Annotated in this window: 19 protein-coding genes; 13 read left to right on the top strand and 6 right to left on the bottom strand. The window is 63.8% G+C overall.

Annotated features, from left to right (window positions below; all coding sequences use genetic code 11):
• The first annotated feature begins 348 nt into the window (after positions 1–348).
• The 3 genes from rpsA (at position 349) to rarD (ending at position 3934) form a co-directional block, all read left to right on the top strand.
• Entirely contained in the window at positions 349–2031 is a 1683-nt protein-coding gene (gene rpsA, locus MJ122_RS28515) for a 30S ribosomal protein S1 (protein ID WP_088418006.1), read from the top strand.
• A 140-nt stretch (positions 2032–2171) separates the two neighbouring features.
• Positions 2172–3041: a carboxylate/amino acid/amine transporter gene (locus MJ122_RS28510; protein ID WP_239747016.1), complete on the top strand. Its 870-nt coding sequence runs from the start codon at positions 2172–2174 to the stop codon at positions 3039–3041.
• Entirely contained in the window at positions 3038–3934 is an 897-nt protein-coding gene (gene rarD, locus MJ122_RS28505) for an EamA family transporter RarD (protein ID WP_239747015.1), read from the top strand. The genes MJ122_RS28510 and rarD overlap by 4 nt, the downstream gene beginning before the upstream one ends.
• A 55-nt stretch (positions 3935–3989) precedes the next feature.
• Here the strand turns inward: rarD and MJ122_RS28500 are convergent, their stop codons facing one another.
• From MJ122_RS28500 to MJ122_RS28490, 3 genes are all read right to left on the bottom strand, one after another.
• Positions 3990–4595 (bottom strand): C40 family peptidase, encoded by a 606-nt coding sequence (locus tag MJ122_RS28500; RefSeq protein ID WP_088418009.1) that lies wholly within the window; start codon positions 4593–4595, stop codon positions 3990–3992.
• Between the two features lie 343 nt (positions 4596–4938).
• Positions 4939–5343 (bottom strand): NUDIX domain-containing protein, encoded by a 405-nt coding sequence (locus MJ122_RS28495; RefSeq protein WP_239747014.1) that lies wholly within the window; start codon positions 5341–5343, stop codon positions 4939–4941.
• Complete coding sequence (locus tag MJ122_RS28490; protein ID WP_239747013.1) at positions 5340–5885, bottom strand: dihydrofolate reductase family protein; 546 nt, start codon at positions 5883–5885, stop codon at positions 5340–5342. Before MJ122_RS28490 ends, MJ122_RS28495 begins: the two co-directional genes overlap by 4 nt.
• Before the next feature lie 171 nt (positions 5886–6056).
• Between MJ122_RS28490 and MJ122_RS28485 the strand changes: the two genes are divergently transcribed.
• Positions 6057–7394, top strand: a complete 1338-nt coding sequence (locus MJ122_RS28485; protein WP_239747035.1) for a DEAD/DEAH box helicase — start codon at positions 6057–6059, stop codon at positions 7392–7394.
• 59 nt (positions 7395–7453) lie between these two features.
• On the opposite strand, the gene MJ122_RS28480 is transcribed toward MJ122_RS28485, so the two are convergent.
• Entirely contained in the window at positions 7454–9118 is a 1665-nt protein-coding gene (locus MJ122_RS28480; RefSeq protein WP_088418012.1) for an MFS transporter, read from the bottom strand.
• 221 nt (positions 9119–9339) lie between these two features.
• Here MJ122_RS28480 and MJ122_RS28475 point away from each other — a divergent pair, with 221 nt between their 5' ends.
• Positions 9340–10647, top strand: a complete 1308-nt coding sequence (locus MJ122_RS28475; RefSeq protein ID WP_239747012.1) for a phospholipase — start codon at positions 9340–9342, stop codon at positions 10645–10647.
• Between the two features lie 57 nt (positions 10648–10704).
• On the opposite strand, the gene MJ122_RS28470 is transcribed toward MJ122_RS28475, so the two are convergent.
• On the bottom strand, positions 10705–10968 hold the full coding sequence (locus MJ122_RS28470) for a DUF2790 domain-containing protein (protein WP_017517959.1): 264 nt from the start codon (positions 10966–10968) through the stop codon (positions 10705–10707).
• A gap of 383 nt (positions 10969–11351) precedes the next feature.
• A complete protein-coding gene (locus tag MJ122_RS28465; RefSeq protein WP_239747011.1) occupies positions 11352–13499 on the bottom strand; it encodes an FUSC family protein in 2148 nt (715 codons plus the stop codon).
• Between the two features lie 346 nt (positions 13500–13845).
• Between MJ122_RS28465 and MJ122_RS28460 the strand changes: the two genes are divergently transcribed.
• The 8 genes from MJ122_RS28460 to MJ122_RS28425 all read left to right on the top strand — a co-directional run bounded on the left by MJ122_RS28460 (position 13846) and on the right by MJ122_RS28425 (position 23116).
• The gene (locus MJ122_RS28460) at positions 13846–14793 is read left to right on the top strand and encodes a LysR family transcriptional regulator (protein ID WP_088418015.1); all 948 of its coding nucleotides are present in this window, start codon (positions 13846–13848) and stop codon (positions 14791–14793) included.
• Positions 14794–15010: 217 nt separating this feature from the next.
• The gene (locus MJ122_RS28455) at positions 15011–16072 is read left to right on the top strand and encodes a TRAP transporter substrate-binding protein (RefSeq protein WP_239747010.1); all 1062 of its coding nucleotides are present in this window, start codon (positions 15011–15013) and stop codon (positions 16070–16072) included.
• Between the two features lie 45 nt (positions 16073–16117).
• A complete protein-coding gene (locus tag MJ122_RS28450; RefSeq protein ID WP_088418017.1) occupies positions 16118–16756 on the top strand; it encodes a TRAP transporter small permease in 639 nt (212 codons plus the stop codon).
• Positions 16753–18033 (top strand): C4-dicarboxylate TRAP transporter large permease protein DctM, encoded by a 1281-nt coding sequence (gene dctM / locus MJ122_RS28445; protein WP_239747009.1) that lies wholly within the window; start codon positions 16753–16755, stop codon positions 18031–18033. The genes MJ122_RS28450 and dctM overlap by 4 nt, the downstream gene beginning before the upstream one ends.
• Positions 18034–18195: 162 nt before the next feature.
• A complete protein-coding gene (gene acs / locus MJ122_RS28440) occupies positions 18196–20151 on the top strand; it encodes an acetate--CoA ligase (protein WP_239747008.1) in 1956 nt (651 codons plus the stop codon).
• Positions 20152–20791: 640 nt separating this feature from the next.
• Positions 20792–21571, top strand: coding sequence for an ABC transporter substrate-binding protein (locus tag MJ122_RS28435; RefSeq protein WP_088418020.1), 780 nt, complete (start codon positions 20792–20794; stop codon positions 21569–21571).
• A 140-nt stretch (positions 21572–21711) separates the two neighbouring features.
• The gene (locus MJ122_RS28430) at positions 21712–22401 is read left to right on the top strand and encodes an ABC transporter permease (protein ID WP_017517951.1); all 690 of its coding nucleotides are present in this window, start codon (positions 21712–21714) and stop codon (positions 22399–22401) included.
• Between the two features lie 16 nt (positions 22402–22417).
• Positions 22418–23116: an ABC transporter permease gene (locus tag MJ122_RS28425; protein WP_088418021.1), complete on the top strand. Its 699-nt coding sequence runs from the start codon at positions 22418–22420 to the stop codon at positions 23114–23116.
• Positions 23117–23125 lie beyond the last annotated feature (9 nt).

Here is a 23125-nt window from a genome sequence, read left to right as displayed (position 1 = left end):
CGGAGGGCTGTTCTGCAGGAGGGATCTGACGGGCGGCTCTCCCGGTTTCTGGCGCTGGGCGAAAATAAAAGAATGAGGCTGGCGTCGCGAAGGGCTTTGGAAGGCAGGGGCGCCGATTGACGCAATCGGTATCCATTGCTACCATTCCAGACCTTGTATCGGGAGGGTTTCGCCCATATTGAGCGAAGCGTCCCCTTAAAATCTGAATGTGGAGTGTCCGTTTCGGCGGGCGCAACAGGGGGCCGGCGGGATACCAGTCTTGATCCCGCTGGCTTCTTTTTCATCACTTGACCGTGTTCGCTGGTGGCGCGGAATCGGGCTTACAAGCCTTTGACTACAGGTATAGACATGAGCGAAAGCTTCGCAGAACTCTTTGAAGAAAGTCTGAAATCCCTCGACATGCAGCCGGGTGCGATCATCACCGGCATCGTGGTCGACATCGATGGTGACTGGGTCACCGTCCATGCCGGTCTGAAATCCGAGGGCGTCATCCCGGTCGAGCAGTTCTACAACGAACAGGGCGAGCTGACCATCAATGTGGGTGACGAAGTCCACGTTGCGCTGGACGCGGTAGAAGATGGCTTTGGTGAAACCAAGCTGTCCCGCGAAAAAGCCAAGCGTGCCGAGAGCTGGATTGTTCTGGAAGCTGCTTTCTCTGCCGACGAAGTGGTCAAGGGCGTCATCAACGGCAAGGTCAAGGGTGGCTTCACCGTTGACGTCAACGGCATCCGCGCGTTCCTGCCGGGTTCGCTGGTCGACGTGCGTCCGGTGCGTGATACCACTCACCTGGAAGGCAAAGAGCTCGAGTTCAAGGTCATCAAGCTGGACCAGAAGCGCAACAACGTTGTCGTTTCCCGTCGCAGCGTCCTGGAAGCCGAAAACAGCGCCGAGCGCGAAGCTCTGCTGGAATCGCTGCAGGAAGGCCAGCAGGTCAAAGGTATCGTCAAGAACCTCACCGACTACGGTGCGTTCGTTGACCTGGGCGGCGTCGATGGTCTGCTGCACATCACCGACATGGCCTGGAAGCGTATCAAGCATCCGTCGGAAATCGTCAACGTTGGCGACGAGATCGATGTCAAGGTTCTGAAGTTCGACCGCGAGCGCAACCGCGTATCCCTGGGCCTGAAGCAACTGGGCGAAGACCCATGGGTTGCCATCAAAGCCCGTTACCCGGAAGGCACCCGTGTTACCGCGCGCGTCACCAACCTCACCGACTACGGCTGCTTCGCCGAGCTGGAAGAGGGCGTGGAAGGCCTGGTACACGTCTCCGAAATGGACTGGACCAACAAGAACATCCACCCGTCGAAAGTCGTTCAGGTTGGCGACGAAGTGGAAGTTCAGGTTCTGGACATCGACGAAGAGCGTCGTCGTATCTCCCTGGGCATCAAGCAGTGCAAGTCCAACCCGTGGGAAGACTTCTCCGGCCGCTTCAACAAGGGCGACAAGATCTCCGGCACCATCAAGTCGATCACCGATTTCGGTATCTTCATCGGCCTGGAAGGCGGCATCGACGGTCTGGTTCACCTGTCCGACATCTCCTGGAACGAAGTTGGCGAAGAAGCCGTTCGCCGCTTCAAGAAGGGCGACGAGCTGGAAACCGTCATCCTCTCCGTTGATCCGGAACGCGAGCGCATCTCCCTGGGCATCAAGCAGCTGGAAGACGATCCGTTCTCCAACTACGCCTCGCTCAACGAGAAAGGCACCATCGTTCGCGGTACCGTGAAGGAAGTTGACGCCAAAGGCGCTGTCATCAGCCTGGGCGGCGAAATCGAAGGCATCCTGAAAGCCTCCGAAATCAGCCGTGACCGCGTTGAAGACGCTCGCAACGTTCTGAAAGAAGGCGAAGAAGTCGAAGCCAAGATCATCAGCATCGACCGTAAGAGCCGCGTCATCTCCCTCTCCATCAAGTCGAAAGACGTTGATGACGAGAAAGATGCGATGAAAGAACTGCGCACCAAGCAAGACGTAGAAAACACTGGTCCGACCACTATCGGTGATCTGATCCGTGCTCAGATGGAGAACCAGGGCTGATCCCTGATTCACCATCCAAGGAAAAGGGCGACTTCGGTCGCCCTTTTTCGTTTCTGCCTTTCGCAGGGCGCGGGCGCGCAGCGCTTTTCCTACGCTGAGTCTGACGCTATGTTGCCTGCCCCGTTCCGGTCGCCTTTTCCATGCCTTATCTGCTTTTTGTCACCGTTCTCTGGGCGTTTTCCTTCAGCCTGATCGGCGAATACCTCGCCGGGCAGGTCGACAGCTATTTCGCCGTACTCACCCGCGTGGTGCTGGCCGCTCTGGTGTTCCTGCCGCTGACTCGCTGGCGCGGTGTCGATCCGCGCTTCATCGCCGGAGTGATGCTGGCGGGTGCGCTGCAGTTCGGCATTACCTACGTCTGCCTCTACCAGAGCTTCCGCGTGCTGACGGTGCCGGAGGTGCTGCTGTTTACCGTGTTGACGCCCCTGCATGTGGCGCTGATCGATGACGCGCTGAACCGCCGCTTCAACGTTTGGGCGCTATTGGCGGCCGCTGTGGCGGTTCTGGGTGCCGGGATCATCCGTTACGACGGCGTCAATGGCGACTACATACAGGGCTTCCTGTTGCTGCAACTGGCCAATGCCACCTTCGCGGCCGGCCAAGTGTTCTACAAGCACCTGGTGCAACGTTATCCGTCCGACATCCCGCAGTACCGCCGCTTCGGTTACTTCTTCGTCGGTGCGCTGCTGATTGCGCTGCCGGGCTGGCTGCTGTTCGGCAATCCGCAGAAGCTGCCAACCACCGAGCTGCAATGGGGCGTGCTGGTGTGGATGGGCCTGCTGGCCACCGCACTGGGGCAGTTCTGGTGGAACAAAGGCGGCACGCTGGTGGATGCCGGCACCCTGGCGGTGATGAATAACCTGCACGTGCCGGTGGGCCTGCTGATCAACCTGCTGATCTGGAACGAGGCCGCCGACCTGCCGCGGCTTGCGCTGGGCGGTGCGGTCATTATGGCATCGCTGGGCGTCAACCGTTTCGGTCTGCGTCGCCAGAGGGAGCGTTTCGCATGAATATCTCCGGCCGTGGTGTAGCGCTGTCCCTGGCGTCTTCCGTGCTGTTCGTGACCCTGCCGGGTTATATCCATTCGCTGGAGCCGCTGACCAGCATCCAGGTGATCGCGCACCGGGTGGTCTGGTCGATTCCCATGGTCCTGCTGCTGGTGCTGTTCACCCGCCAGGGCGGCGTGCTGTGCGACGCGGGGCGGCGCCTGCTGCGTGAGCCCTGGCTGCTGGCGTGCTTCCCGCTGACGGCGGCGATGATGCTGATCCAGTGGGGCGTGTTCATCTGGGCGCCCATGGTCGGGCGCACGCTGGAGCTGTCGCTGGGCTACTTCCTGCTGCCGCTGACCATGGTGCTGTGCGGCCGGGTATTCTACGGCGAGCGCCTGACCACATTGCAGGCCATTGCGGTCGCCTTCGCGCTGCTGGGCGTGCTGCACGAGCTGTGGCTGACCCGTGCCTTCTCCTGGTTCACCCTGATCACCGCGCTGGGCTATCCGCCGTATTTCATGCTGCGCCGCAAGATGGCGGTGGATTCGCTTTCGGGCTTCGTGTTCGAGATGATCGTACTGCTGCCGTTCGCCCTGGCGACCCTGTGGCTGACCGATAGCGGCAAGGTGCTGGAGGAGTTTCCGCGCCTATGGGCGTTGCTGCCGCTGCTGGGGCTGATCAGCGCGCTGGCGTTCGGCGCGATGATGGCGGCCAGCCGGCTGCTGCCAATGGGGCTGTTCGGAATTCTGAGCTACGTCGAGCCGGTGCTGCTATTCGCCATCGCCGTATTGTTCCTGGGCGAGGCTTTCAACCCGGCGCAGATCTGGACCTACGGACCCATCTGGATTGCCGTGCTGCTGACCGGTTGGGATAGCGCGCGACTGCTGCGCCGACAGGCGCGTCGCGGCCTTTGAGCGAAGGGAAAGCGGCGAGCAGCAAGCGCTCTCCCGGAAGGGAGAGCGCTTGGCGTCAGTCGAAGCGACCGCCGACGTCAGCCTTGGCCAGGGTTTCCGGCAGGATGCGGCGGGCAGCGGTGTAGTGCTTCTTCCAGTAATCGCCACCGAGGTCGGAAACGCGGACCTTCTGGCCGCGGCGCGGCGCATGAACGAACTGGTTGTCACCGACGTAGATGCCGACGTGATCGACATTGCGGCGGTTGTGGATGCGGAAGAACACCAGGTCGCCGGGCTGCAGGTCGCCACGCGCCACTTTCGAGTTGCCGCGCATGCTGTACATCTGCTGCGCGGTGCGCGGCAGATCGACTTCGTCGACGTTCTGGAACACGTAGTTCACCAGGCCGCTGCAATCGAAGCCGCGCTTGGGAGAAGTGCCGCCCCAGCGGTAAGGCGTGCCGATCATGCTGTAGGCACGCTGGGTCACCTGGTGCGCCTCGCTCTTGGTCTGCTTGACCGGCTTGGCGTTGAAGGTCAGCAGGGCGCTGCCCTGGACCGGGACACGGAGATCAACCGGGGCGGGTTGATAGGAACGCGTGATCTTGGAGGAGGCGGTTGCCTCGGTGGCGGCTAAAAAAGTCGCCAAGCCTATGGAAAGGCATGTCAAAAGGGTACTTCGCATTCGGCATGTCTTCTTGCTGGTTGATATCGCCCAGACTCCGCTGGATCGCCCTTGTTGTCGGCGTGGTTTCCTTTGGTCCGCTCAAAAATTCCACGCATTCTGAACGACTTTTCATGACAGTTCGTACCGTCTGTCGATTCTGACAATTCCCCTGTGACTTGTAGGACGCTGCGTGACATGTGTTCAGACGCATCAGTCACGGCCTGACCTTATAGCCGGAAGCCCTATAAACCGGGGGTTTCGGCGCAGGCGAACGCCACACGCAAATTGCTGGCGAAAAGCCAGGACGAAAGGAGTTCTTAAGGAAAAACCCGACGAAATGCAGGTATTTGAGCTGAACGTATCAGTCCAGATGGGCAAGCAGAGCGGGAAGCACCTGTTCGCGCAGCAGCGGGGCGAGGTTGTGCGGATAGTCGCCAGCAGGGTCCAGCCAGGCCAGCTCTTCCAGCTCGGCGGCGGGCTGGACGGGGTGGGGCAGGGCTGCGACGTAGACCTGGGCGTCCACACGCATGTCCGGTTCGTTGGCCGCGTTGGCCTGGAAGTGGCCGAGCGGCGTCAGTGCCGAGGTTGCCAGGTGAAGGTCGAGTTCTTCGCCCAGTTCGCGCAGCAGGGCCTGGAGCGAGGTCTCGCCGGGCTCGTGCTTGCCACCGGGCAGCATGAAGGCCTGGGTGCCACGCTTTCGTACCAGTAGCAGGCGTCCGGCTTGATCCAGCAGGCAGGCGGCGGCGATACGAATGGTGGTGGTCATGGCGAGGATGTTTCCTTCAGAACCTGATAGCGCATCTGCACGATGCCGCTGGGGAAACTGCGCTGCTCCAGCAGCTGCAGGCGTTGCTCGAGTCCGATGCTGAACAGCGGAATGCCGGCACCGAGCAGGTGCGGAATGATGCTGACGATCACTTCGTCGAGCAAGCCTGCGGCAAGGAAATTGCCCGCCAGGCTGCCACCGCCCACCAGCCAGATGCGCTCGCAGCCGCGGGCTTCCAGGGAGATCAGGGCGTCGATCGGGGCATAGTGCTGCATCTCCACCTGTGGCGCGGCCCGGGGAAGATGGTTGGAGCGGGTCATCACCAGCGTTGGTTTGTCCGGGTAGGGCCATCGGCCGGCGTCCAGGCAATGCAGGTAAGTGGCGCGGCCCATGAGTAACCCGTCGATGCTCGTGTAGAAGGCGGAGTAACCCTGGTCGTCGGTTTCGCTGCCGTAACCTTCGAGCCAGTCCACGCTGCCGTCGGGGCGGGCGATGTAGCCGTCGAGGCTGGCGGCCACGTAATAAATGAGAGTCGATGGCACCTGGATTCTCCTTTTTGTCAGGCCCATCAGAGCATGGCATTGCCTCTCGTATCGCGTCGGTACGTTTGTCGGGTTATTGACGCGATGCGGCGGACACAGGGGCGCGCGGCAATAATTCCAGCGCGCGGGCGCGGCAAACATTAAGCTATGCAGCTATTTGGTCTTTACGTGATATCGAGGTCTGCCTTGTTCTCCCAATTCGCCCTGCACGAACGCCTGCTCAAGGCGCTCGATTCGTTGTCCTTCACCGAGCCGACCCCGGTCCAGGCGGCGGCCATCCCGAAGGCCCTGGAGGGACGCGACCTGCGGGTGACGGCGCAGACCGGCAGCGGCAAGACCGCGGCCTTCGTACTGCCGCTGCTGCATCGCCTGCTTGCCGAGGAAAAGCCCAAGAGCGGCGCCCGCGCGCTGATCCTGTTGCCGACCCGCGAGCTGGCCCAGCAGACCCTCAAGGAAGTGGAGCGCTTCGCCCAGTTCACCTTCATCAAGGCCTGCCTGATCACCGGTGGCGAAGACTTCAAGGTGCAGGGGGCGCGCCTGCGCAAGAACCCGGAAATCATCATCGGCACCCCCGGCCGCCTGAACGAGCAGTTCAACGCCGGCAACCTGCCGCTGGGTGACGTCGAGGTGCTGATCCTCGACGAAGCCGACCGCATGCTCGACATGGGCTTCTCCGAGGACGTGCTCAAGCTCGCCGCGCAGTGCCCGGCGCAGCGCCAGACCCTGCTGTTCTCCGCCACCAGCGGCAGCGGCCTGCACGAGATGGTCGAGAAGGTGCTGCGCGAGCCGGAGAACCTGCAACTCAACCGCGTCAGCGAACTGAACGAGGATGTCAGCCAACAGGTGATCCTGACCGACGACGTCGCGCACAAGGAAGCCCTGGTGCACTGGCTGATCGGCAACGAGACCTACGACAAGGCGATCATCTTCACCAACACCCGCGTGGCCGCCGATCGCCTGACCGGGCGTCTGATTGCCGCTGGCCACAAGGTCTTCGTGCTGCACGGCGAGAAGGACCAGAAGGACCGCAAGCTGGCCATCGAACGCCTCAAGCAGGGCGCGGTGAAGATTCTCGTCGCTACCGACGTGGCTGCCCGCGGCCTGGATGTCGACGGCCTGGATCTGGTGATCAACTTCGACATTCCCCGTCGTGGTGACGAGTACGTGCACCGCATCGGCCGCACTGGCCGCGCGGGTGCCGCCGGCACCGCGATTTCGCTGGTCGGCCATGGCGACTGGAACCTGATGTCGAGCATCGAGCGCTACCTCAAACTGCGTTTCGAGCTGCGGACCATCAAGGAGCTGAAGGGCACCTACAAGGGGCCGAAGAAGGTCAAGGCCTCCGGCAAGGCCGCTGGCACCAAGAAGAAAAAGGACGATGCGAAGAAGACCGGCAGCAAGGCACCGGCGAAGAAGAAGCCTGCTTCGAAGCCGAAGTCCGGCCCGTCCAAGGTCGTGAGCCAGGATGGCCTGGCGCCGCTCAAGCGCAAGAAGCCGGCGGCGGAGTAACGCTGTCGCGGCACCTGAAACGCCTCCCCTGACCGGGAGGCGTTTTTGTTTCTACCCCGTCAGCCCAGGGACTCCGGCGGCGGCTCGTAACTTCCCGATTCGTAGCTCACGCCGTGGCGGATCACCGGCGGTGCGTCGCCCCCGTGCAGGCTGGTGACGTTGTCAATGATGGTCTTGTCCTCGATGGTCAGGCGGTCGAGCATCCGCAGGTGGCCGATCCAGTTGTCCACCAGGAACAGCTCCTGCCAGATTTCCGGGTTGCTCACGTCGCGGTACAGCGCCCATCGTTCCGCGCCATTGCGCAAGCGCAGGCGGCGTAGCGGTTTGGCGGAGCGGACGAAGTCACGGGTGCGCTCGGCGGGGATCCGGTACTCGATGGAGACCAGCACCGAGCCGCGCTCGGGGTTGAACACGAAGGTCGGCTGCCCTGGCACGCCCCCCGGCGCGCGGGCAATGCTGGTCGAGTCCAGCTCCGGCAACCGGGAGTTGTAGAGCAGCGCCACCGAGACCAGCAGCAGGCAGCCGGCGGCAATCAGCGCGCCCTGTACACCCATGGTTTCGGCGAAATGCCCCCAGAGGAAGGAGCCCGCCGCCAGGCCGCCGTAGATGGCGGTCTGGTACAGCGCCAGGGCGCGCGCCTTGACCCAGTCGGGCACGAGGATCTGCACGGCGGAGTTGTAGGTGGCGACAGCGGCGATCCAGCAGGCGCCGCCCAGTACCAGTGCGGGGAAGATCACCCAGAGGTTGTCCACCCAGCCGAGGATGAGCATGACCACCGCGAGCGTGGCGGCGGCGAAGCTGATCAGCCGGCTGCTGCCCAGCCACTGCCGCGCCTTGCTCACCACGGTACTGGCAACGATGGCACCCAGGCCCAGGGCGCCGAGCATGTAGCCGTACACCGAGGCGCTGCCGTCCGGGTTGCGGTGCGCCAGCAGCGGCAGTAACGCCCAGACGGCGCTGGCCGAAAGACCGAAGACTGCCGAACGCAGCATCACCAGGCGGGTGACGCTGGAGTACTGGGTGAAGCGCAGCGCGGCGATCACGCCCTCGAAGATGTGCTCCGGCGGCAGCGTGCGCTTGGGCACGTCGCGGCGCCATTGCCAGATTGCCCAGATCAGCGAGGCGTAGCAGATGCAGTTGAACAGGAATACCCAGGAGGCGCCGGTGGCCGACAGCAGCAGACCGCCGATGGCCGGGCCGACGGCGCGGGCGACGTTGTAATTGACGCTGTTGAGCAGCACCGCATCGCCGAGCATGCGCGGCGGCACCTGCTCGTTCACCGCCGCCTGCCAGGCGGGAATGGTGATCGAGCTGCCCAGCGACAGCCAGAGGATCGACACGATCAGCATCAGGGGGTCGAGGTAACCCATGAACGCCAGCACCGTCACCAGCGCGGCGCCGGAGAGCTCCACCGTCAGGCCTACCAGCATGATCTTGCGCCGGTCGTGGTTGTCGGCCAGCACCCCGGACATGATCGACAGCAGCACCAGCGGTAGCGCCGACGCCACCTGGATCATCGCCACCATCAGCGGGCTCGCATGCGCCTCGGTGACCACCCAGGCGGCGGCGACCGATTGTGCCCAGGTGCCCAGGTTGGCGAACAGGTTGCAGATCCAGATGATGCGGAATGCGGCGATGCTGAAGGGGGCGAGGACGCCGCTGCGGGGTTCGACTGGATCGGGCTTGAGGGGGAGGTCTTGCTTGGGTGAAACGGACTGCAGCATGGGAACGCCCTTATTTCGAGTGGTCGGCACACCTGCGGAACCGGTGCCTTTCCATGCCGGGCAAGTGTAGTGGCTGGGGCGGTTCGCGCCATTGATGATGGTCAGGCGTGGCGTTATCGGTGATACGCGCTGGCAAGCTTGGACAGTGCCGATGGGGTTTCTGATTGGTAGGCTGCGTCGGAATTTTCCGCATTGCACTGCCAAATAAGAGCGAAGAGCCGATGAAGCGACTTTCCATCAGCCTGCCCACCTGCCTGCTGGTGGGCCTGCTGGCCCTGCCGCAAAGCCTCTGGGCCTGGTCCAATCACACCCTGGGCAGCTACATCGCCCTGCAACAGTTGCCGGCGCTTGCCCAGGCGCCGGAAGTCGAGGTGGAGCCGCTGGAAAGCTTCGTCAGCCAGCAGCGCGCCGGCCTGGTGCAACTGCTGGACGAGCAGGAGGCCTACGCCCGCGAGCACTTTCGCCAGTATCCACCGCGCCCGGACGACCTGCGCCTGACAGAAGAGGGCCGTGACGACCTGCGCAAGGCCTTCCTCATGGCGCTGCGCCTGAATCCCGAGATCAAGCTGGCCACTGCCGTGCAGCCGCCGCCCGGAGGTGAACTGCCCAATCATGCGGCGTTGCAGCCGGCGGACGTGCTGGTGTTCCGTAACCTCTCCGGCTGGAACCCATGGCGCTTCGTGCAGTTGCAGGCGGGGGAGAAGATTCCCGCGCTGGACGTGCTGGCCAGTGCCGCCGATGAGCCGGACTTCGGCCACGACATCAACCTGTTCAGCGACAACCCCGGCGAAGCCGGCCAGCGCTACGGCTTCGGTACCCAGCCGTTCGGCGACCCGCGCTACGAATTCAGCTCCCAGGCGCCATTCCACATGGGCTTCTACCACGAGGACGCGATCATCTTCACCGGCGCGCCGTACCTTGAGCGCAACTGGCCGGAATGGCGCGCCTATCAGTTCTACGGCCTGGCGCGTTTTGCCTTCGAGAAGGGGCATCCGTACTGGGGCTACCGCTTCCTCGGCTGGGCGATGCACTACATCCAGGACATGACCCAGCCCTATCATTCGACGCCGCTGCCGGGTGAGACCACCGCCAGCATGCTGTGGACGGCGGGCAAGTCCATGGCTGGCTTCGATGCCGACAAGCAGGCGGCGATCCAGCGCGTGGCGGACCGGCATACGGGCGTGGAACGCTACGAGGTGGACTGGCTGCGCGAGACGCTGCGCCTGGGTGGGCAGTCGCCGTTGCTGGCGGCCTATGCGGATGTGAGCGAGGACGGCAGCTATCCGCCGTATTCGACCCAGTATCTGCGCGAGGTGGTGGCGAGCGAGTCCCATGCCCGTGCCGCGGCTTTTGATGCGGCAATCGGCCATTGGCTGGAGAGCGAGAAGGCGCCGGCGGGGGATTTCAGCGCGGGGAACTCACCGGAGCCGTTCCGCCACGATGAGGCATTGGATGAGCAGATCGTGCAATTGATCCGGCATTTCGGCGCGCACAGTCGCAACATTGCGAAGGCGGCCCTGCAGCCGTAACAGGGGTGTGCATTCCCGCCGGGGCTGCGTGGGCCGCGGCGGGAGTGCGCAACTCGCTTAGCCGCCGGAGCAGCCGTTGCCCCACACCTGGTATTCGACGGTGTGGCGCTGGCCCTGGGAGTCTTCGTAGGTCATGCGTGCCGGCACGATGCCGCACGCGTTGGAGACGTCGGTGGTCGAGATGACGTGGGCGACGTCCATTTTCATGTCGTAGGTGTACTGCTCCACGGCCGTGCTTGGCGCCTGGTCGGCGGCATTCACCTGCTCGGCCAGGGCGAGCGAAGAGAAGCCCAGCATGGCCAGGATGACTACAGCTTTCATGAATTTACCTGCCTTGTTCCCGGAGTCCGGACGTGACGGGGCCGTGACGTTCAGCTCATGGCTGCATCGGGAAGCGTTGGGGAATGATTACGGGTCTTGGGTGGTGTTGCGGCGCGCGCTGTAACAGCACGGAAATAATAGAATTTGCCTGACTTGAGTCATATATCCAGGCGCCAACAAGACTTCGTACTCAGAGGCAACAATCCAGACGTGGTGCGGGTTTGAGGAGTGGTCTTGCGGCGGGCTGTCGCAGATTCGAGGGATTCGCGCGGGGTTGCCGGCGGCGTAGGAGCGGACTCCGTCCGCGATCGGTCCGCATCGCGCCGGAAAACATCGCGGACGGGGTCCGCTCCTGCGGAAGATGGCAGTGCTGTGCGCTGATCTCAATCGCGCAGCGGCGACTGCGGATCGAGCAGCGAAGTGCGGATGAAATGCAGGTAGCTGCACACCCGGCGCAGGGGCGAGGAATCGAAGTGCGGCGGGCGCCGGTCGTCCGTGGTGCGCGTGGCGTGGATGGCATGTTCCACCGCCGCCAGGGCGCGCTGGCGGTTGCTCTCGCTGGGCTGGATGAACAGCCGGATCAGCGCCCTGCCCAGCGCGCGAATGGCCCGGCGCCAGGGCATGCGCTCGGCGTACCAGGGCTCTTTCGGCAGCGCTTCCTGCTCGCGGCGCAGTTCGATGATCGACAGGCCGATCTCCTGTACCTGGAAGGTCCAGCGCAGCAGCCGCCGCTGCACGTCCGGACGGCCTGTGGATAACCCGTAGGCCTGGTTCAGCAGGTCGCGGGTGCCGCTTTCGAAGCTCGATGACAGACCCTTCAGCGGATCGCTGATCACCCGCACCACGCGCAGGCGCAATTCGGCCTCCAGGCGTTCCCACAGCCAGGGCCGGTTCGGCGGCAGGATGACGATCGCCGCGACCACCGCCATGCCCATGGACAACAGCATCGCCAGGTATTCGTTGATGAAGGTGTAGGCGTCGTAGCGCGCGAGGTTGGCCGGCAGCGAGGCGATGCAGAACCACACCAGCAGGCCGACGCCATAACCGCTCCATTTGGGCCGGGTAATCAGGAAGGCGCCGAGGGCGAACACCGGCGCGAGCACGAAGCACAGCAGCGGGAAGCCATCGATGTGCGGGAGCACGCGGAAGGTCAGGATGAAGCCCAGCGTCGCGCCGAGCAGCGTGCCGAGCGTCAGTTGCAGCGACAGGCGCTTGGGATTGGGCGAAGCGGAGGAGAGTGCGGCGATCAGCACCGAGGTCAGCGCGAAGGTCGCGCCGCTGAGCCAGGAGGTCTCGATCCAGAACACCCCTCCGACTATCACCAGCAGCGCACAACGGAAGCCCGCGACTGCGGCGGCGAGTGCATTCGCCTTGGGCGTGAAGCGTTCCTTCCACTGCTCGCGTTCGTGCTTGTGCGCAGCCAGCGAGGCGTGGGTCTGGGCATAGTTGTGCATGTCGTCGGCGAAGCGGTAGAGCAGTTCGGCGGCGGTCTCGAAATCCAGCTGATCGGCTTCCCGCGGGCAGGTGTGGCCGAGGGTGGCGCGAGCTTCGCGGATGCGCGGCATCAGGTGGTGCTTGCACAGCTCCAGCTGCACGCTCAGGCGCTCCGCGTCCGCCTCGCTCAGAGGGCGGCCATGCCAGCTGGCGAGCAGTTCGCTGACGTCGATCAGGCACGGCATGAGCACTTCCAGCACGTTGCTGGCCTGGCGCTCGCGCAGGCGATCGAGCAGGCGCTGCAGGGCGTGGAAGCGAGTGGTCAGCTGCATGAACTCGCTGTTCAGCCGCGCCAGGCGGCCGCTGCGCAGGCGCATGTGAGGGTCTTCGAAGGCGGTGACGTTGCGCAGGCTTTCCAGGCCCACCACTTCGGCGGCGATGCGCGCGCTGGCCTGTTCGAAGCGCTCACGGTCCAGGGTGCCGTCGAGACCGGCGCTGGCCAGGCCGGCGAAGTCGCCGAAGCGGGTGTTCAGCGCGTTGCGCAGGGCGGCGGTGCTGGTCTGCGGCAGGACCACGGCGCTGATCACCCCGGTGCAGAGAATCCCCAGGGTGATCTCGATCACCCGCCACAGGGCCTGCATGAAGGCGCCTTCGGGGTGCAGGGTGGCGGGGATGCCGATCATTACCGCTGTATAGCCGGCGAGCAGGCAGGCGTACGCACGGAAGTCCCGGTAGCGCGCCGCGCCGGCGGTGCACAGGCCGACCCAGATCGCCACGCAGAGCAGGAACAGCACCCGCTCCTGGGCGAACAGGGCGATGAAGGTGACCATCATCGTGAGCCCGGCCAGCGTGCCGAGGATGCGGTAGAAACTCTTCGCCAGCACCTGGCCGCTCTGCGGTTGCAGCACGATGAAGGCGCTCACCAGCACTGTGCTGGGCTGCGGCAGCTCCAGGCGGTAGGCCAGCCACAGCGCCGTGAAGGCGGTGACCAATGTCTTGAGGATGAACATCCAGGTGACGCCGTCGGTGTGCGCCCAGTCGGACAGGGCGAAGCGCAGCGCGGCAGCCTTGGGCAGGCGCACGGAGAGACTGCTCATCAGGCTTATCTCGGCAGGCGTTGTTTGGGGCGGATCGGGTTTTGATAACCCTGTAAATCGAAAGTGGAGCGAAGGGGTGGAAGCACGTTGCACGAAAGGCGGAGCACGGCTGCTTGTCCTGGGAGGTTGCGGGAGACCGCGTTGGGGACGGCGATTCTAGAAGTGCGCCGGGGGCAGGATAAGCTGACGGATGGGCGAATTATTGTTACCTGAAAGTACAATAATCCCCGCCCGGCACCTGTGCGACAATTCGCCGCCTGTCATGAAACTGTAACAAGGCGTTGCTCGTTCGAGCGCCGTTGCAGAGGCCGCCCGCCGTGGCGTGGACAGGCTCTCAGGAGAAATGATGGACCTGCTGCACAATATGCGTGCTTTCGTCTGTGTCGCCGAGACCGGCAGCTTCACCGCCGCCGCCCAGCGCATGGACCTCACCACCGCCTACGTCTCGCGGACGGTGGCCAAACTCGAAGCGCACCTGCGCACCCGACTGCTACATCGCACCACCCGCCGCATCGCCCTCACCGAAGCCGGCCAGCGCTACCTGCTGCGCTGCCAGCAGATCCTCGGCTACATCGAGGAAGCCGAGGCCGAGGCGGGCGACGCCCACGCCCGGCCCCATGGCAAGGTGAAGGTGCATGCGATGACCGGCATCGGCCAGCACTACCTGATCCGCGCGATCTCCCAGTATTGCGAGATCTACCCGGAGGTCACCTTCGACCTGACCCTGGCCAACCGCATCACCGACATCCTCGACGAGGGCTACGACATCTCCGTGGTCATCGCCCAGGAGCTGCCGGATTCGGGCTTCGTTTCCAAGCGCATCGGCAAGACCTACAGCGTGCTCTGCGCCTCGCCCGACTACGTGGCGCGCCATGGCATGCCGAAGAAGCTCGGCGAGTTGACCGAGCACCGTTGCCTGCGCCTGGTGAACTCGGTGATGTCGCTGGACAAGTGGCTGTTCGACGGTCCTGATGGCCAGGAAATGGTCGGCATCAACCAGACCCATTTCCAGGTCAACACCGCCGACGCCATGACCGAGGCGGTACGCGCCGGCATGGGGATCGGCGCGCTGCCGGTTTACTCCGCCGTGCAGGGGCTGAAGGACGGTAGCCTGGTGCGCGTGCTGCCCGACTACAGCCTGTTCCACCTCAACGTCTATGCGCTGTATCCGTCGCGCCAGTACCTCGACGCGAAGATCCGCACCTGGGTGGAGTTCCTCCGCGACTGCGTGCCCGGCATGCTCGAAGAACACGAGCGGATGATGCTCGAGCACCGCGCCCGAGTGCCTGCCTGACCCACCGCCGCATAGCGGCATGCTGTGGAAACCCCAAGCGCCCGGCCCTCGCCGGGCGCGTCTTTTTCGTACCTTGCGTTCTGCTTTGTCGAACGCCGCTTTGGGAAAAGACGAATTCTCCGAACGCGAATATTTGCGTCAGTCTCCTCACGGGCCTGCCACCGGGCTCACCTCGCAAGCACAAGAACAAATTGAGGGTGACGCGATGTTTGGATCGATGTTCGGATCGACGGGGCGGGCGTTGCTCGCCGTCCTGGCGTTGGCCTGCGCTTCTGTCATACAGGCTGCCGATGAACCGCAGACTGCCAATCAACCGACTATCCATGAACCGACTGTTCATGAACCGGCTATTCATGAACCGATAGTGATCAAGTTCGCCCACGTGGTCGCGGAGAACACGCCCAAGGGGCAGGGGGCGCTGATGTTCAAGCGCCTGGCCGAGGAGCGCCTGCCCGGCCGGGTGCGCGTGGAGGTCTACCCGAACTCCTCGCTGTTCGGCGACGGTAAGGAGATGGAAGCGCTGCTGCTGGGCGACGTGCAGATGCTTGCGCCGTCCCTGGCCAAGTTCGAGCAGTACACCCGGAAAGTGCAGCTATTCGACCTGCCATTCCTCTTCGACGACATCGATGCCGTCGACAGATTCCAGCGCAGCCCGCAGGGCCAGGGCCTGCTGACCAGCATGCAAGGCAAGGGCATTCTCGGCCTCGCCTATTGGCACAACGGGATGAAGCAGCTGTCGGCCAATCGCCTGCTGCTGGAACCGGGCGATGCGCGCGGGCTGAAGTTCCGCGTGCAGGCTTCCGACGTGCTCAACGAGCAGTTCCGCCAGCTGCGTGCGATCTCCCGCAAGATGTCCTTTGCCGAGGTCTATCAGGGCTTGCAGACCGGCGTGGTCAATGGCACCGAGAACACCTGGTCGAACTACGAGAGCCAGAAGGTCAACGAGGTGCAGAAGTACTTCACCGAGTCCAACCACGGCCTGGTGGACTACATGGTGATCACCAACGCCAAGTTCTGGAACGGCCTGCCGCCGGACCTGCGTGCCGAGTTGGAGCAGATCATGGCCGAGGTCACCGTGCAGGTGAACCAGGAGGCCGAGCGGCTGAACCGCGATGCCCGCCAGCGTATCCTCGCCAGCGGCAGCAGCGAGATCCATTCGCTCACTGCGCAGCAGCGCGCCGACTGGCGCGAGGCGATGCAGCCGGTGTGGCGGAAATTCCGCGACAACGTCGGCGCCGATCTCATCCAGGCCGCTGAAGCCTCCAACCGTCCCCATTGATCCGTCCGGCCCTGCCGGATGGCGGGGCTTTCTGGAGCCTTTCCCATGAACCGACTCGTGCGCGTCTGGAACCACTTCGAGGAGGGCGCCATCGCCTTCCTGCTGGCGGCCATGACGCTGGTGACTTTCGTCTACGTGGTGATGACCAACGTCTTCACCCTGTTCTATGACCTGGGCGACCGCCTGCCCTCGCTGCAAGGGCCGTTCTACGGCATCGGCGACGCGATCCTTGGTGTCGCCCAGGACATGTCCTGGAGCAACGCGCTGACCAAGGCGCTGTTCGGCTGGCTGATCTTCTTCGGCATTGCCTATGGCGTGCGCACCGCCGGCCACCTGGGCGTGGACGCGCTGGTGAAGCTGGCGCCACGCCGGGTGCAGCGCTGCATCGGCGTACTCGCCTGCCTCTGCTGCCTGGGCTACGCCGGGCTGTTCATGGTCGCCAGCTTCGATTGGGTGAAGACCCTGTTCAATGCCGGCATCGGCGCGGAAGACCTCGACCACTTCGGCATCCTCCAGGCCTACATCGCGGTGATAGTGCCCATCGGTTTCGGCCTGGTGCTCCTGCGTTACCTGGAAATCCTCGTCAACCTGTTGCGCGGCCGCCAGCTCGGCCTGGGCCTTGCCGACGAGGCCGCGGAAGCCTCGAAGCTGGCCGGCGAAGAAGCCGCGGAGAATCGTCCATGACCGTGATGATGCTGTTCCTCCTGCTGTTCGTCTTCATGTTCATCGGGGTGCCCATCGCGATTTCCCTGGGCCTGTCTGGCGCGCTGACGATTCTCTTGTTCAGCCCGGATTCGGTGCGCTCGCTGGCGATCAAGCTGTTCGAGACGTCCGAGGCCTACACGCTGTTGGCGATCCCGTTCTTCCTGCTCTCCGGTGCCTTCATGACCACCGGCGGCGTGGCGCGGCGGCTGATCGACTTCGCCAATGCGTGCGTCGGCCACATCCGTGGCGGTTTGGCTATCGCCGCGGTGCTGGCATGCATGCTGTTCGCGGCACTGTCCGGTTCCTCGCCGGCGACCGTGGCGGCCGTGGGCTCGATTGCCGTGGCCGGCATGGTGCGTTCGGGCTACCCGCGCGAGTTCGGCGCCGGGATCATCTGCAACGCCGGTACCCTGGGCATCCTGATCCCGCCGTCGATCGTCATGGTGGTGTATTCCGCGGCCACCGAGACCTCGGTGGGCAAGCTGTTCGTCGCCGGCGTGGTGCCGGGTCTGCTGCTGGGCGTGATCCTGATGGTGGTGATCTACATCGTCGCGCGGGTGAAGAAGCTGCCAGCGCAACCGCGCGCCAGCCTGCGTGAATGGCTGTCCGCCGCGCGCCGGGCGATCTGGGGGTTGTTGCTGCTGGTGATCATCCTCGGCGGTATCTACTCCGGACTGTTCACGCCCACCGAGGCGGCGGCGGTGGCGGCGGTCTACTCGGCCTTCGTCGCGCTGTTCGTCTACAAGGACATGCGCCTGCGCGACTGTCCCAAGGTACTGGTGGAATCGGGGCGGCTGAGCATCATGCTGATGTTCATCATCGCCAACGCCATGCTCTTCGCCCATGTGCTGACCACCGAGCAACTACCCCAGCAGATCACCGAGTGGGTGATGCAGGAAGGACTGACGCCGATCGGCTTCCTGCTGATGGTCAACATCGTGCTGCTGGTCGCCGGCAGCTTCATGGAGCCTTCGGCCATCGTGCTGATCCTCGCGCCGATCTTCTTCCCCATCGCCATGCGCCTGGGGATCGACCCGATCCATCTGGGGATCGTCATGGTGGTGAACATGGAGATCGGCCTGGTGCATCCGCCGGTGGGGCTCAACCTGTTCGTCACCTCGGCGGTCACCGGCATGCCGCTGGGCGCGACCATCCGAGCGGCGTTGCCGTGGCTGATGATCCTGCTGCTGTTCCTGATCCTGGTGACCTACGTCCCCTATATTTCGCTGGCGCTGCCCCACGCCCTTGGCATGTGACAGGTTGTCGCGGCCCCCTGAGTCCGTTGCCAAAACAACGGCTTATGGGGCCCATCACTACGACTAAGGATTGGTAAGACCATGGTCGTATGGTTCGGAGGAGGGTGTCGCCGTTACAACTGGTGGCAACAAAAACAACACTCTTCACCGAGGTAGAACGCCATGACAGCGGCATCCGTGTACCCCGTGCGTCCCGAAGTGGCCGCGACCACTCTGACCGACGAGGCCACCTACAAGAAGCTGTACCAGCAGTCGGTAGTCAACCCCGACGGCTTCTGGCGCGAACAGGCCCAGCGCATCGACTGGATCAAGCCGTTCACCAAGGTCAAGCAGACCTCCTTCGATGACCATCACGTGGACATCAAGTGGTTCGCCGATGGCACCCTGAACCTCTCCTACAACTGCCTCGACCGCCACCTGGCCGAGCGCGGCGACCAGCTCGCCATCATCTGGGAAGGCGACGATCCTTCCGAGCACAAGGAAATCACCTACCGCGAACTGCACGAGCAGGTCTGCAAGTTCGCCAACGCCCTGCGCGGCCAGGATGTTCACCGTGGCGACGTGGTGACCATCTACATGCCGATGATTCCGGAAGCCGTGGTCGCCATGCTGGCCTGCGCCCGCATCGGTGCGATCCACTCCGTGGTGTTCGGCGGCTTCTCCCCCGAAGCCCTGGCCGGCCGCATCATCGACTGCCGTTCCAAGGTGGTGATCACCGCTGACGAAGGCCTGCGTGGCGGCAAGAAGACGCCGCTCAAGGCCAACGTCGACGACGCCCTGACCAACCCGGAAACCAACAGCGTGCAGAAGATCATCGTCTGCAAGCGCACGGGTTCGGACATCAAGTGGAACCAGCACCGCGACGTGTGGTTCGAGGACCTGATGAAGGTCGCCGGCTCCACCTGCGCACCGAAGGAAATGGGCGCCGAGGACCCGCTGTTCATCCTCTACACCTCCGGCTCCACCGGCAAACCCAAGGGCGTGCTGCACACCACCGGCGGCTACCTGGTCTACGCCTCGCTGACCCATGAGCGCGTGTTCGACTACCGTCCGGGCGAAGTCTTCTGGTGCACCGCCGACATCGGCTGGGTCACCGGCCACACCTATGTCGTCTACGGCCCGCTGGCCAACGGCGCGACCACCGTGCTGTTCGAGGGCGTGCCGAACTACCCGGACATCTCCCGCGTCGCAAAGATTGTCGACAAGCACAAGGTCAACATCCTCTACACCGCCCCGACCGCCATCCGCGCCATGATGGCCGAGGGCAAGGCTGCGGTCGAAGGCGCCGACGGCTCCAGCCTCCGCCTGCTGGGTTCGGTCGGCGAGCCGATCAACCCGGAAGCCTGGCAGTGGTACTACGAGACCGTCGGCCAGTCGCGCTGCCCGATCGTCGACACCTGGTGGCAGACCGAAACCGGCGCCTGCCTGATGACCCCGCTGCCGGGCGCCCACGGCCTGAAGCCGGGCTCCGCCGCCAAGCCGTTCTTCGGCGTGGTGCCGGCCCTGGTGGACAACCTGGGCAACATCCTGGAAGGCGCCACCGAGGGCAACCTGGTGATCCTCGATTCCTGGCCGGGCCAGGCGCGCACCCTGTACGGCGACCACGACCGCTACGTGGACACCTACTTCAAGACCTTCAAGGGCATGTACTTCACTGGCGACGGCGCCCGTCGCGACGAGGACGGCTACTACTGGATCACCGGCCGCGTGGATGACGTGCTCAACGTCTCCGGCCACCGCATGGGCACCGCCGAGATCGAGAGCGCCCTGGTCGCCCACCCGAAAGTGGCCGAGGCCGCGGTGGTTGGCGTACCGCACGACATCAAGGGGCAGGGCATCTATGTCTACGTCACCCTGAATGCCGGTGAGGAATCCAGCGAGCAGCTGCGCCAGGAACTGCGTGCCTGGGTGCGCAAGGAAATCGGCCCGATCGCCACCCCGGATGTTATCCAGTGGGCGCCCGGCTTGCCGAAGACCCGCTCGGGCAAGATCATGCGCCGCATCCTGCGCAAGATCGCCACGGCCGAGTACGACACCCTGGGTGATATCTCCACCCTGGCCGATCCGGGTGTGGTGCAGCATCTGATCGATACGCACCAGGCCATGCGCGCGGCCTGACCGCCGCTTGATGAAAACGCCCCGCTTGCCGGGGCGTTTTTCATTTCCGCGTTCTTATTCCAATGGCCGGCCGATACCGGAATACCCGCCGAGCGCGAGCGCAGGATGGCGTGGAGCGCAGCGATACCCATCAGTTCCGGCCAGGGTGCGATGCGGTTCGCGAGCAGGCTCGCCCCTGCGAAAAGCCCAAGAGCCAAAAGCAGTGTGCTTCCTGCCCACCGGTAACATTTCCCCGCGACAAAATGAGGCGGCAGGAAACATTTCGCACAGCTTCGGTGCGTCTTTTCTCTGCGCACAGAATGAGTCAATATCGCGCACCCCGCGCAGGGGCTGGGTTCTGATATTTGTGGCCCAATTACTGCAAGAACATTGGGTTTTACTATCCGCTTTCAGATCACGTAAAATCCGCGCCGTCAAGCCATCGGGGCTCCGCCCCCAGCGCTTCTATAATTACTTGTCGCATTGAAGAAATAACCGCTCGGGGGCTGTCGCTAGAATGCCGCTCACCCCGGTAGGCGCGCCTTTCACAAGAATCGCGCCGGCAATGCGCAGACGAACAATAACCTTCACTTCTGCACGGGCAGCCTGGGCCAACCCCTTTCTCCTGCCAATCGAAGTCCTACCCTCGAAGGAGTTACTGATGAAGAAGTTTGCACTTCTCGGTGCGCTGGCCCTGTCCGCGCTTTCCCTGGTTGCCCACGCTGACGAGAAGCCGGTCCGCATCGGCATCGAAGCCGGCTATCCGCCTTTCTCCTTCAAGACTCCCGACGGCAAGCTCGCCGGTTTCGACGTGGATATCGGCAACGCCCTGTGCGAAGAAATGAAGGTCAAGTGCACCTGGGTCGAGCAGGAATTCGACGGCCTGATCCCGGCGCTGAAGGTTCGCAAGATCGACGCCATTCTCTCGTCCATGACCATCACCGATGAGCGCAAGAAGTCCGTCGACTTCACCAACAAGTACTACCACACCCCCGCGCGCTTCGTGATGAAGCAAGGCGTGACCCTGAACGATCCGCTGGCGGACCTGAAGGGCAAGAAGGTCGGTGTGCTGCGCGCCTCGACCCATGACCGCTATGCCACCGACGTCCTGGCCCCGGCCGGTATCGAAGTCGTGCGCTACAACTCCCAGAACGAAGCCAACATGGACCTGGTCTCCGGCCGCATCGACGCGACCATGGCCGACTCGGTCAACCTCGACGACGGCTTCCTGAAAACCGACGCCGGCAAGGGTTACGCCTTCGTAGGTCCGGAATACAACGATCCGAAGTACTTCGGTGGCGGTGCCGGCATCGCCGTGCGCAAGGGCGATACCGCCCTGGCCGAGAAATTCAACACGGCCATCGCCGGCATCCGTGCCAACGGCAAGTACAAGCAGGTACAGGACAAGTACTTCAAGTTCGACGTCTACGGCGAGAACTGATCCACGTCCAGAAGTGGCGCAAACCCAGGCCCGGTCCTGAAGTTTGTGCCACTTTTTTATTGGGGGTGAGCCTGCAGTCGCGCTTGCCCTGAGCGTCCGTGTCGTTGCGGGCGGCGTCCGGTTTCACGAGGTACGAAATTATGCTCAATGGCTACGGAGCCACCATCGTCGATGGTGCCTGGCTGACGCTTCAGCTGTCGTTGCTGTCGATGGCCCTGGCAATCGCCCTGGGCCTGCTCGGTGCGGCCATCCGCCTGTCGCCGGTGAAATGGCTGGCCTGGTGCGGCGACCTCTATTCCACCGTGATCCGCGGCGTACCGGACCTCGTGCTGATCCTGCTGATTTTCTACGGCGGCCAGGCTGCTGTGAACTGGGTGGCGCCGATGGTCGGCTACGACGACTACATCGACCTCAACCCCTTCGCCTCCGGCGTCGGCACCCTGGGCTTCATCTTCGGCGCCTACCTGTCCGAGACCTTCCGTGGTGCCTTCATGGCCATTCCGAAAGGGCAGGGCGAAGCCGGTTTCGCTTACGGCATGAGCCCGCTTCAGGTGTTCTTCCGCATCCAGGTGCCGCAGATGATCCGCCTGGCGATTCCCGGCTTCACCAACAATTGGCTGGTGCTGGTCAAGGCCACCGCGCTGATCTCCGTGGTCGGCCTGCAGGACATGATGTTCAAGGCCAAGCAGGCCTCGGACGCCACCCGCGAACCCTTCACCTACTTCCTCGCCGTGGCGGCGCTGTACCTGGTGGTCACCACCGTCTCCCTGGTACTGCTGCGCATGCTCGAACGCCGCTATTCGGTCGGCGTGAAAGTCGCCGAGCTTTGAGACCGGGAGCCTGATCATGATTTTCGACTTCTCCGTCATCTGGGACAGCCTGCCGCTCTACTTCAGCGGCCTGCTGGTGACCCTCAAGCTGCTGGCGATCTCGCTGTTCTTCGGCCTGCTCGCGGCGGTACCGCTGGCGCTGATGCGCTGCTCGAAGAACCCTGCGGTGAACCTGCCAGCCTGGCTCTACACCTACGTGATCCGCGGCACCCCGATGCTGGTGCAGCTGTTCCTCATCTACTACGGCCTGGCGCAGTTCGAGTTCGTGCGTGAAAGCGCGATGTGGCCGCTGCTGTCCAACGCCACTTTCTGCGCCTGCGCGGCGTTCGCCATCAACACCAGCGCCTACACCGCCGAGATCCTCGCCGGCAGCATCCGTGCGACCCCGCACGGCGAGATCGAAGCGGCCAAGGCCATGGGCATGTCGCGGATCAAGCTGTACCGCCGCATCCTCCTGCCCTCGGCCCTGCGCCGCGCGCTGCCGCAGTACAGCAACGAAGTGATCATGATGCTGCAGACCACCAGCCTTGCGTCCATCGTGACCCTGGTGGACATCACCGGCGCCGCGCGCACCGTCTACTCGCAGTACTACCTGCCGTTCGAGGCGTTCATCACCGCCGGCATCTTCTACCTGATCATGACTTTCACCCTGGTGCGCCTGTTCAAGCTGGCCGAGCGCCGCTGGCTGGCCTATCTCGCGCCGCGCAAGCACTGAGGAAAGACC

Source organism: Pseudomonas sp. DP-17, assembly GCF_022380625.1.
Taxonomy (GTDB): Bacteria; Pseudomonadota; Gammaproteobacteria; order Pseudomonadales; family Pseudomonadaceae; genus Pseudomonas; species Pseudomonas nitroreducens_A.
The sequence above is the reverse complement of the archived record's forward strand: the minus strand, read 5'-3'. Positions and strand labels throughout refer to the sequence as shown.